The 11113-nt window shown below is 65.8% G+C and carries 9 protein-coding genes, 1 tRNA gene and 1 pseudogene; all 11 read left to right on the top strand.

The window, feature by feature from the left end:
• Positions 1-440 (top strand): annotated as a pseudogene (locus Q0672_RS18055) (acetyl-coenzyme A synthetase); the annotation flags it as partial.
• A gap of 291 nt (positions 441-731) precedes the next feature.
• Complete coding sequence (locus Q0672_RS18050; protein WP_367179974.1) at positions 732-923, top strand: hypothetical protein; 192 nt, start codon at positions 732-734, stop codon at positions 921-923.
• Positions 924-933: 10 nt separating this feature from the next.
• Positions 934-3690, top strand: coding sequence for a sensor histidine kinase (locus Q0672_RS18045; RefSeq protein ID WP_298624477.1), 2757 nt, complete (start codon positions 934-936; stop codon positions 3688-3690).
• Between the two features lie 75 nt (positions 3691-3765).
• The gene (locus Q0672_RS18040) at positions 3766-4140 is read left to right on the top strand and encodes a response regulator (RefSeq protein WP_298624475.1); all 375 of its coding nucleotides are present in this window, start codon (positions 3766-3768) and stop codon (positions 4138-4140) included.
• Positions 4137-6305 carry an exonuclease domain-containing protein gene (locus tag Q0672_RS18035; RefSeq protein ID WP_153162024.1) on the top strand — a complete coding sequence of 723 codons (2169 nt, stop codon included), beginning with the start codon at positions 4137-4139 and terminating at the stop codon, positions 6303-6305. Before Q0672_RS18040 ends, Q0672_RS18035 begins: the two co-directional genes overlap by 4 nt.
• A gap of 13 nt (positions 6306-6318) precedes the next feature.
• Positions 6319-7728 carry a DUF294 nucleotidyltransferase-like domain-containing protein gene (locus Q0672_RS18030; RefSeq protein WP_298624472.1) on the top strand — a complete coding sequence of 470 codons (1410 nt, stop codon included), beginning with the start codon at positions 6319-6321 and terminating at the stop codon, positions 7726-7728.
• Positions 7729-7791: 63 nt separating this feature from the next.
• On the top strand, positions 7792-8076 hold the full coding sequence (locus Q0672_RS18025) for a DUF4212 domain-containing protein (RefSeq protein ID WP_153162026.1): 285 nt from the start codon (positions 7792-7794) through the stop codon (positions 8074-8076).
• A gap of 12 nt (positions 8077-8088) precedes the next feature.
• Positions 8089-10140, top strand: a complete 2052-nt coding sequence (locus Q0672_RS18020) for a sodium:solute symporter family protein (RefSeq protein WP_298624471.1) — start codon at positions 8089-8091, stop codon at positions 10138-10140.
• A gap of 29 nt (positions 10141-10169) precedes the next feature.
• Positions 10170-10260, top strand: a tRNA-Ser gene (locus Q0672_RS18015).
• Positions 10261-10397: 137 nt separating this feature from the next.
• A complete protein-coding gene (gene rpsF / locus Q0672_RS18010) occupies positions 10398-10781 on the top strand; it encodes a 30S ribosomal protein S6 (RefSeq protein WP_298624470.1) in 384 nt (127 codons plus the stop codon).
• Positions 10782-10842: 61 nt separating this feature from the next.
• Positions 10843-11113, top strand: a 271-nt coding sequence (priB, locus tag Q0672_RS18005; protein ID WP_298624469.1) for a primosomal replication protein N, incomplete at its 3' end; no start/stop codon positions are given.

Below are 11113 nucleotides of genomic sequence, written 5' to 3'. Positions count from 1 at the left end.
ACGGCGCGATCCGCGACAAGGACACCGGCTACTTCACCATCACCGGCCGTATCGATGACGTGCTGAACGTTTCCGGTCACCGCATGGGCACGATGGAAATCGAATCCGCCCTGGTGGCTCACGAGAAGGTTGCCGAGGCTGCCGTGGTTGGCCGTCCGGACGATCTGACCGGCGAAGCGATCGTGGCCTTCGTGGTGCTGAAGGGTGCCCGTCCGACCGGCGACGAAGCCGTCAAGGTCATCAAGGAACTGCAGAACTGGGTTGGCCAGGAAATCGGCCCCATCGCCAAGCCGAAGGACATCCGCTTCGGTGAGAACCTGCCGAAGACCCGCTCCGGCAAGATCATGCGCCGTCTGCTCCGTCAGCTGGCCAAGGGCGAGGAAATCACCCAGGACACCTCGACGCTGGAAAACCCGGCGATCCTGGAACAGCTCAAGTAATCAACCGCATCACCCGCCCCGGCCCTGTGGCCGGGGGCGGCCAGCGCCCCGGTGCTTCCCCCGAAGTGCCATCAAGAACAACAGCGCGTGCCGCACAAAAGAATAAACAAGGGAGGAGCCCGGCGCGGTATGGCCGGGAGTGTGAGGGGGAGAAACAGGCGCGGACTCCGCGCCTTTTTCTCGTCCGTCGTCCGCGTGACGGCGGCGGGCGCCCAGGTGCGTCGCAACTCTCGCCAAGTCTGCCTGTACGGGTTATAAGCGCAGGGTGACATTGCGCGACGGGAGGATGACATGATCAAGGCGACACTGACCGGCCAGCGTCTCGTGGCTTTGTTTCTGCTCGGCGGGCTGTTGGTGAACTATCCGATTCTGTCTGCGTTCGATTCGGACCGGATGTGGTTCGGCATTCCCGTCCTGTATCTCTATGTTTTCGGCGTGTGGGCGGCCCTCATCGTGGTGATGGCCCTGGTCATCGAGCGCTAGGAGCGCAGGCGTGATGACCGGAACCACCATCGTCGCCGTCTCCTTCCTGTACCTGCTGCTGCTGTTCGGCGTCGCCTACCTGGGCGACAAGCGGGCGGATGCAGGGCGTTCCCTCATCGCCAACCCGACGATCTACGCCCTCTCGCTGGCGGTTTACTGCACGACCTGGACCTACTACGGCAGCGTGGGGCGCGCCGCGTCGTCGGGGCTGGGCTTCGTGCCGATCTTCCTCGGGCCGACCCTGGCGGTGGCCCTGTGGTGGTTCGTGATGTTGAAGATGGTCCGCATCGCCAAGACCCATCGCATCACCTCGATCGCCGACTTCATCGCCTCGCGCTACGGCAAGAGCCACCTGCTGGGCGGGCTGGTCACCGTGATCGCGGTGCTCGGCGTGCTGCCCTACATCGCGCTGCAGCTCAAGGCAGTCTCCAACAGTTTCACGATCCTCTCGAACTACCCGGCCATCGTGATGCCGGCCAAGGTGGGCGCGGGTTCTTGGCTGACCGACACGGCGCTGTACGTGGCGCTCATCATGGCGGCCTTCACCATTCTGTTCGGCACCCGCCACCTGGACGCCACCGAGCGCCACGAGGGGATGGTGGCGGCCGTGGCGTTCGAGTCGCTGGTCAAGCTGCTGATCGTGCTGGCGGTCGGCATCTACGTGACCTTCGGGCTGTACGACGGATTTGCCGACATCTTCTCCCAGGCGGCCGAGCGGGACGACCTGCGCCGGTTGATGGAAATGGGCGCCGGCGGCAATGGCTACGGCAGCTGGTTCTCGATGACGCTGCTGTCGATGCTGGCGGTGATGTTCCTGCCCCGCCAGTTTCAGGTGGCGGTGGTCGAGAACGTCAATGAGAACCACCTGCGCCGGGCGATCTGGCAGTTTCCGTTGTATCTCCTGCTGATCAATATCTTCGTGCTGCCCATCGCCCTGGGGGGGCTGATGACCTTTGCCGGCCAGGATGTGGATGCCGACACCTTCGTGCTTACCCTGCCGATGGCGCAGGGCCAGGGCTGGCTGGCGCTGCTGGTGTTCATCGGTGGGCTGTCGGCGGCAACGGGGATGGTCATCGTCGAGACGATCGCCCTGTCGACGATGGTCTGCAACGATCTGGTGATGCCCGTCCTGCTGCGCTTCCGGGGTCGCTCGTTGCTCGGGCGGGAGGATCTCTCGGGCGTGCTGCTGGGCATCCGCCGCGGGGCGATCATCCTGATCCTGCTGCTGGGCTACCTGTACTTCCGTGTCGCCGGCGAGGCCCATGCGCTGGTGAGCATCGGCCTCATCAGCTTTGCCGCAGTGGCCCAGTTTGCCCCGGCGATGATCGGCGGGATGTACTGGCGTGGCGGCACCCGGCCGGGCGCGCTGGCAGGGCTGGCGGGTGGCTTCGGCGTGTGGCTGTACACGCTGCTGCTGCCGTCCTTCGCCAAGTCGGGCTGGCTGCCGGAGGCGTTCCTGCAGGGCGGGCTGTTCGGGCTGGAAGTGCTGCGGCCCCAGGAGCTGTTCGGTATCGTCGGGCTCGATCCGATTGCCCACAGCCTGTTCTGGAGCCTGTCGGTCAACATTGGCGCCTACCTGTGCGTGTCGCTGTGGCGGCGGCCGAATGCCGTCGAGGCCGGCCAGGCGATGCTGTTCGTGGATGTCTTCCGGCAGAGCCGTCCCGCCGGGGGCGATTTCTGGCGTGGAAGTGCCCGGGTGGGCGATCTTCTTCCGCTGATCGGCCGCTTCATCGGGCGCGACCGGGCCCGCCACGCCTTTGCGGATTACGCCCGGATGCGTGGCGTGGCGGGGGTCGAAGCTCTGCAGGCGGATGCCGGGCTGGTGCATTTTGCCGAGACCACGCTGGCCGGCGCCATCGGCGCGGCGTCGGCGCGGGTGATGGTGGCCTCGGTGGTGAAGGAGGAGCCGCTGGGGCTCGACGAGGTGATGAACATTCTCGACGAAGCCTCCCAGGTGCGGGCCTATTCGAAGCAGCTCGAGCAGAAATCCCTGGAGCTTGAGGCCGCAACACGCGAGCTGCGCAGCGCCAACGACCGCCTGAAGGAGCTCGACCGGCTGAAGGACGACTTCATGTCGTCGGTCACCCACGAGCTGCGCACGCCGCTCACCTCGATCCGCGCGTTCTCCGAGATGCTGCTTGAGGATCCCAAGATCGACCTCGAAGAGCGGAAACGCTTTCTGGGAATCATCGTCAGCGAGACCGAGCGGCTGACGCGGCTAGTCAATCAGGTGCTAGACATGGCCAAGATCGACTCGGGCCATGCGGAGTGGCAGACCGGCGAGGTGGACCTGATCCAGGTGGTCGAGCAGGCGGCCGCATCCACCAGCCAGCTCTTCAAGGACAAGGGAGTGGCGCTGGAGCTCACCCTGCCTGCCCAGGTGCCAACGCTGCTGGCCGACCGGGATCGGCTGGTGCAGGTGGTGCTCAACCTGCTCTCAAACGCGGTGAAGTTCGTCGCGCGGGACACCGGTGCGGTGTGGGTGACGCTCAGCCAGGTTGCCGACGGCCTGCGTGTGGACGTGCGGGACAACGGGCCTGGCCTCACCGCCGAGGAGCAGCTGGTTGTTTTCGAGAAGTTTCGGCAGGGCGGCAACACCATGACCGACAAGCCTCAGGGGACGGGCCTCGGCCTGCCGATCAGCCGCCAGATCGTCGAACACTATGGCGGCCGGCTGTGGGTCGAGAGCCGGGCGGGGGAGGGCGCGACATTCTCGTTTCTGATGCCTTGCGGGAAATCAACAGAAGCGAACGCTCAAGCAGGATAAACTACAATTTCATGCGCCGCGGATGGGGGCGGGATGTGCGTCCCTGTTTCAGACGGCGGAGGGGAGGAAGACAAAATGACCAAAAAAATACTGATCGCCGACGATGAGCAAAACATCGTCATTTCCCTGGAGTTCCTGATGAAGCGCGAGGGCTTTGCCGTGTGCATCGCCAACGACGGTCAGGAAGCCCTCGACAAGGTGCGCAGCGAGTCGCCCGATCTGGTGCTGCTCGACGTGATGATGCCGCGCAAGAACGGCTACGAGGTGTGCCAGGAGATCCGTGCCGACGCCGGGCTGCAAGGCACCCGCATCCTGATGCTCACCGCCAAGGGGCGCGAGACCGAAGTCACCAAGGGTCTCGCGATGGGCGCCGATGCCTACATGACCAAGCCCTTCTCGACCCGCGAGCTGGTCGCCAAGGTCAAATCCCTGCTGGATATCCCGGCATGAGCCCGAAAGCCCGGCAGGCGCTGGCGATTGCCGCGGCCTGCGCTCTCGTCGCCGGTGTGCTGGCGGCGGCGGGCTTTGCCGTGTGGCGCGATCTGACGCCCGAAGAAAAGGCGGTGATCGAGCCAGTTCTCAACCCGCGGCTGGGGCTGCTCATCATGATCTCGATGGTGGGCGCCGGGGCGGCGGCGGTGCTGATGAAGTCCTTCGCTCAGTCGGCCATCGCCGAGCCGGCGCTGCTGGCGGACGAAGTCGGGCTGATCGTCGGCACCGATCCATCCCGCCGGGTCAAGCCGGCAGGCTCGCCCGAGCTGCAGCGCATTGCCGAGGCGGTGAACAACCTCGCCGATCAGCGGCGCAGCCTGCAGGAAGACGTGGAGGCGCGCATCCGCGAGGCCCGTCTGTCCGTCGAGGAAGAGCGCAACCGCCTCGCCGCGCTGATGTCCGAGCTCAACCAGAGCGTGGTGGTGTGCAATCTCGACGGCCGCATCCTGCTCTACAACAACCGGGCGCGGCTGCAGTTCAAGGCGCTGTCGGATGCGCCAACCGCCGCTGGTGGTGGCGAGATCATCGGCCTCGGGCGCTCGATCTACCTCGTCTTCGAGCGCAGCCTGATCGTCCATGCCCTCGAGAGCATCCAGGAGCGCATCCGCCGCCAGAGCGCCCAGCCAATGGCCAACTTCGTCACCACCACCCGCGCCGGGCAGCTGCTGCGGGTGCAGATGGCGCCGGTGCTGGCCACGGGGGGCGAGCCCGACGCCGAGCCGAGCGTCACGGGCTTCGTGCTGATGCTCGACAACATCACGCGCAATTTCGAGGCCGAGACCAAGCGTGACCAGATGCTCCACACCCTCACCGAGGGCAGCCGCTCGTCCCTTGCCAACCTGCGTGCCGCGGCCGAGATGCTCGAGTACCCCGATCTCGACGCCGATCTGAAGGAGCGCTTCCTGAAGGTGGTCCGTGACGAGGTGGAGGGCATGAGCCGCCGCCTCGACGAGACCGCCAACGCCTTCGCCGACTCCCTCAAGACCCGCTGGCCCCTGGACGAGATGCTGGGCGCCGATCTGGTGGCCGCCGCCCAGCGCCGGGTCGAGAAGAAGCTCGGCCTGCCCACCAAGCTGGAAGGCATCGATCCGGACGTGTGGGTGAAGGTGGATAGTTTCTCGCTGCTGCAGGCCATCAGCTATCTCGTCAGCCGGCTGTCCGATGAGTTCGAGGTGCGCGAAGTGCGCTTCCGGCTCACCTCCGCCGGGCGGCTGGCGCATCTGGATCTCATCTGGTCCGGGCAGGCGATGAGCACCGAGACCGTGATGGCGTGGGAACTCGAGCCCATGACCTTCGCCGGCGAAAGCTCCCCCCTCACGGTGCGCGACGTGGTGGCCCGCCACGACGGCGAGATCTGGCTGCAGCGCGAGAAGACCCAGCACCGCGCCTTCTTTCGCCTGCTGCTGCCCTCGGCCGCGCCCCAGAACGAAGTCGAGGCAACCACCTACCTCAAGGGCGACAGCCGGCCCGAGTACTACGATTTCGACCTCTTCAAGCAGACCGAGGCCAGCCACGCCCTGGACGACCGCCCGCTCTCCGAGCTCGCCTTCACGGTGTTCGACACCGAGACCACCGGCCTCAACCCGTCGGAAGGCGACGAGATCATCCAGATCGGTGCAACCCGCATCGTGAATGGCAAGCTGCTCAAGTCCGAATCCTTCGACCAGCTGGTGGACCCGCTCCGCGAGCTGCCGGAAGCCTCCACCAAGATCCACGGCATCACGCCGGAGATGCTGGTCGGCCAGCCGTCCATGGCCAAGGTGCTGCCAGCCTTCCATGCCTTTGCCGAAGATACCGTGCTGGTGGCCCACAACGCAGCCTTCGACATGCGCTTCCTGCAGCTCAAGGAAGAGAGCACCGGCATCCGTTTCACTCAGCCGGTGCTCGACACCCTGCTGCTGTCGGCGGTGCTGCATCCCTCGCAGGAATCCCACCGTCTCGAGGCGATTAGCGAGCGCATGGGCGTGAGCGTGATGGGGCGCCATACGGCGATCGGCGATGCGATCGTCACCGGCGAGGTCTTCCTGCGGATGATTCCGCTGCTGGCGGAGATGGGCATCCGGACCCTTGGGGATGCGCGCAAGGCCTCCGAGAAGACCTACTACGCCCGCGTGAAGTACTGAGCGGCCGCCGCTCATGTCCTCAGCCCAACGCAGTGGTGGCCTGACGGCGCTGCTGCGTCGCCCGCCGGTGCATGCGCTTCCCGAGGCGAGCATCCGGGAAGCGCTGCAACGGATGGATGCGGCGCGGGTCGGCACGGTGGTCATCGTCGATCCGGCCCAGCGCCCGCTCGGGATGCTGACCCTCCGCGACGTCATCGACCGGGTCGTGCTGCCCGGTGGCGATCTCGGCGCACCGGTGGCCGGCGTCATGACCGGCGGCGTGGTCGCCCTGCCCGGCGACGCCAGCCCCCATCTGGCCCGGCTGATGCTGGCCCGGCACGGCCTGCGCCATCTGGTGGTCACCGACGGGGCGGGCCAGCTCGTCGGCGTGCTCTCCCGGAGCGATCTCTACGCCAGCCGGTTTGCCGGCTCTGATGATCTTGTCGAGGCGATCCAGTCCGTGCGCGGCGTGGACAGCCTCGCCAAGGCCGCGGCCCGGGTGCGGAAGGCCGCCGAGGCAATGGTCGAGCTCGGCGAGGGCAGCGGTGCGCTGGGCGAGTGGATCGCCATGCTCAATGATCTCGTGGTGCAGGCGGCCATCGACCTGGCTGAGGCCGAGCTTGAAGTGCCGCTGGTGCCCTGGTGCTGGCTCGCCTTCGGCTCGGAAGGCCGTCTGGAGCAGACGCTTGCCACCGATCAGGACAATGGGCTGATCTTTGCCTGCGGCGCAGATGACGATCCGGAGGCGCTGCGGGCTGGCTTCCTGCCCTTCGCCCGGCGGGTCAATGAGATCCTCGACGCCTGCGGCTTTCCACTCTGCAAGGGCGAGGTGATGGCCGGCAATCCCCGCTGGTGCCTGTCGCTGGGCGAGTGGCGGGCGTGCTTTGCCGGCTGGATGCACAGCGGCACGGCCGACGATCTCCTCAACGCCACGATCTTCTTCGATTTCCGTCCCCTCGCGGGCGACTGGCAGCTGGCGGCGGCGCTGCAGCGCTGGCTGCTCGGTATCGCCGGCGATACCCCGCTGTTCCTGCGCTTCATGGCGGCAAACGCCTTGCGCGGCGGGCCGCCGCTCGGGGTGCTTCGGGATTTCTCGGTGGATCGGGAAACCGGGCACATCGACCTGAAGCGTGATGGTAGCCGGGTGTTCGTCGACGCGGCGCGGATCTACGCGCTGGCCTTGGGGATTGCCGAGACCGCCACTGTCGGGCGCCTGCAGGCGGCCGGTGAGGCGCTGAACTGGCCGCGGCGGGAGGTGAGGGCGCTGGTCGATGCCTTTGGCTTCATCCAGCAGCTTCGCCTCGCCAGCCCGCGGGAGCCTGGCGGTGGAGCCAACCAGATCGCCCCGGCGTCCCTGAACGAGCTCGAGCGGGCGTTCCTGAAGGAGTCTTTTCGCCAGGCGCGGCGCCTGCAGCAGAAGCTCCAGGTCCGGTATCAGTTGTAGTGCCGCGGACGGGGGCTATACTCGCGCCGTGGCCGTACGGCCAAGAGCGGGAGAAAGAGGCTTGTGAGCCGGGACAACGACAACAGCGCGGAAACGCGCGCCGCCGCCGAGCGATACTGGAAGACGACCCTGCGGCTGACCGTGGGGCTGCTGCTCGTCTGGGCCGCGGTGAGCTTCCTGCCCGGATGGTTCGCGGACGAGCTCAATTCGATGGTCTTCTTCGGCTGGCCTTTCGGCTTTTACATGGCGGCGCAGGGCGCGCTGATCGTGTTCCTGCTGATCGTCTGGCTCTACGATTTCTGCATGACGCGCCTCGAGCGGCGCCACGGCCTTGACCCCGATGACTGAGGCCGCGCAACGATGAGCTCTCTGGCCAGCCTGTCCCGGCGCGTCTGGCGCTATTACCTTTTCTACGCAGCGGGTTTCTTCAGCCTGGTGGCGATGCTCGCCATCGCCGAGCAGCTTGGCCTCGCGCCCCGCTGGATCGGCCAGATATTCCTGTTCGCCACGATCGCCATCTACGCCGCCATCGGCGTGATGAGCCGGACTTCCGACGTCTCCGAGTACTACGTGGCGGGGCGGCGGGTGCCGGCGCTGTTCAACGGCATGGCCACCGCCGCCGACTGGATGAGCGCCGCGTCCTTCATCGGGCTGGCGGGCACGCTTTACTACGCCGGCTTCGAGGGGCTCGCCTTCGTCACCGGCTGGACGGGCGGATATGTGCTGGTGGCGCTGCTGCTGGCGCCCTTCCTGCGCAAGTTCGGGCAGTTCACGATCCCGGATTTCCTCGGCGCGCGATACGAGGGGCACTTCGCCCGGGTGGTCGGCGTGTTTGCTGGCGTGCTGGCGAGCTTCGTTTACGTGGTGGCGCAGATCTACGGCGTGGGGCTCATCACCAGCCGCTTCATCGGCATCGAGTTCGAGATCGGTGTGTTCGTGGGCCTCGCGGGCATCCTGGTGTGTTCGTTTCTGGGTGGCATGCGGGCGGTGACCTGGACGCAGGTCGCCCAGTACCTGATCCTCATCGTCGCCTATCTGGTGCCGGTGGGCATCCTGTCGTACAAGGTGACCGGCGTTCCGCTGCCCCAGCTGACCTACGGCAAGGTGCTGCAGGATCTGGGTGTGAAGGAGCTCGAGCTGTTCTCCGAGCCGCGGGAGAACGCTGTCCGTGTGCAGTACCGGCATCGCGCCGAGGAGTACGCCCGCAAGATCGCCGACCTGCCCGACTCCCTTGCCGCGGAGCGGATGGCCCAGGTCCAGCGGGTCAACGAGCTGCGCACCCAGGGTGCGGCAGCCCGGGATATCTCTGTCGCTGAACGGCAACTGCGTGACCTGCCCCGTACCGCCGATGAAGCCCGCGTGAAGTGGGAGCGGGCCCGTCAGGACAGTCTCTCCCGCACCGTGCCGCCGCCGCCCCACGCCGAAGCTCACCCGGGGGCCGATCAGGCAGCCCGGGATAGCGCCCGGCGCAACTTTCTGGCGCTCACCTTCGTGTTGATGGTCGGCACCGCCGCACTGCCCCACATCCTGATGCGCTACTACACGACGCCGACGGTTCGGGAAGCGCGACGTTCGGTGTTCTGGTCGCTGTTCTTCATCTTCCTGCTGTATGTCACGGCGCCGGCTTATGCGGTCTTCGCCAAGTGGGAGGTCTATAGCAGTCTGGTCGGCTCCAACATTGCCACCTTGCCCCACTGGGTGGCCTCGTGGGGCAAGGTCGGCCTCGTGAAGATCGAGGACATCAACGGCGACGGCATCCTCCAGCTGGCCGAACTCACCATCAACAGCGACGCGATCCTGCTGCTGGTGCCGGAACTGGCCGGATTGCCCTACGTGGTTTCCGGGCTGGTGGCCGCGGGTGGCCTGGCAGCGGCACTGTCGACTGCGGATGGCCTTCTGCTGACGATCTCCCACGCCCTGTCCCATGATCTCTACTACAAGATCATTAACCCGGAAGCCTCCACCCAGCGCCGGCTGGTGATCACCAAGTCCCAGCTGCTCGTGGTGGCGGTAGTGGCCGCCTGGGTGGCGTCGTTGCGCCCGGACAGCATTCTCTTCATGGTCGGGCTGGCCTTCTCGATCGCTGCGTCGGCCTTCTTTCCCGCGCTGGTGCTGGGCATCTTCTGGAAGCGCGCCAACAAGTGGGGTGCGGTGACCGGCATGATTGCGGGCCTTGGGATGACGCTCTACTACATCGTGCGCACCCATCCCTTCTTCGGCGGCAGCATGGCCGACGCCTGGCTGGACATCCATCCGATCTCCTGCGGCGTCTTCGGCGTGCCCGCAGGCTTCGTGGTGATTGCCGTCGTCAGCCTCGTCACGCCCCCGCCGAGTGCCGAGGTTCAGGCCCTTGTCGACGACGTCCGGCTGCCCGATCCAGCGAAAAAACGAAAACAGGCTTTGACATCCTGAATTCTTCATGTATAGTGCCGCCTCCACTTGGAGAGGTGGATGAGTGGTTTAAGTCGCACGCCTGGAAAGCGTGTTCAGGGTAATACCCTGACGCGGGTTCGAATCCCGCCCTCTCCGCCAAGAATTCCCCCGGATGGTTAGCGTGTGCCTTGCTTGTAAGGCGCGCGCTTTGCCACGTTCGTGGCAGTCGATCCGGCCGTGTTTTACCTTGTCCTACCGTTCGCATGACGGAGGGCTTTAATCCAGAAGGAGATCTCATGCGACATTACGAAGTCGTTTTCATCGTTCACCCCGATCAGAGCGAGCAAGTGCCCGCCATGATCGAGCGCTACCGCAGCCTCGTCACCTCCCAGGGCGGCCAGATCCATCGCCTGGAAGACTGGGGCCGTCGTCAGCTGGCCTACCCGATCCAGAAGATCCACAAGGCCCACTACGTGCTGATGAACATCGAGTGCGATCAGCCGACCATCGCCGAACTGGAGCACGGCTTCAAGTTCAACGATGCCGTCCTGCGTCACCTGTCTATCCGCACCAAGAAGGCTGTCACCACTCCGTCGCCGATGATGAAGGAAGAGAAGTCCCGCTCCCTGACCGCCGCCGACGAGGCCAAGCCGGCCGCCGAGCAGCAGCCCGCCGCCTGAGTTGCAGGAGCAGGGCCGCAACAGTTTTGAGATAGAAGGCGTCCTGGCCGAGATTGGTCAGATGCGTTACTCCCCCGGCGGTGTGCCGGTGCTGGCAGGACGCATCGAGCACCGGTCGCGGCAGACGGAAGCCGGGCTCCCCCGGAATGTGGAGCTCGAGTTGCAGGTGGTGGCCGTGGGTGACAAGGCAAAAATGCTAGCCGTCGCCCGTCTCGGCAGTACCGCCCGGCTCACCGGTTTCCTCGCAGCAAAAAGTCTGCGGAGCAGGATGCCTGTATTGCACATCGATACGATCGAATTTTTGGAAGGAACGAATCATGGCATTCAAGCCA

The sequence above is a fragment of the uncultured Zoogloea sp. genome (assembly GCF_937894855.1).
Lineage (GTDB): Bacteria > Pseudomonadota > Gammaproteobacteria > Burkholderiales > Rhodocyclaceae > Zoogloea > Zoogloea oryzae.
The sequence above is the reverse complement of the archived record's forward strand: the minus strand, read 5'-3'. Positions and strand labels throughout refer to the sequence as shown.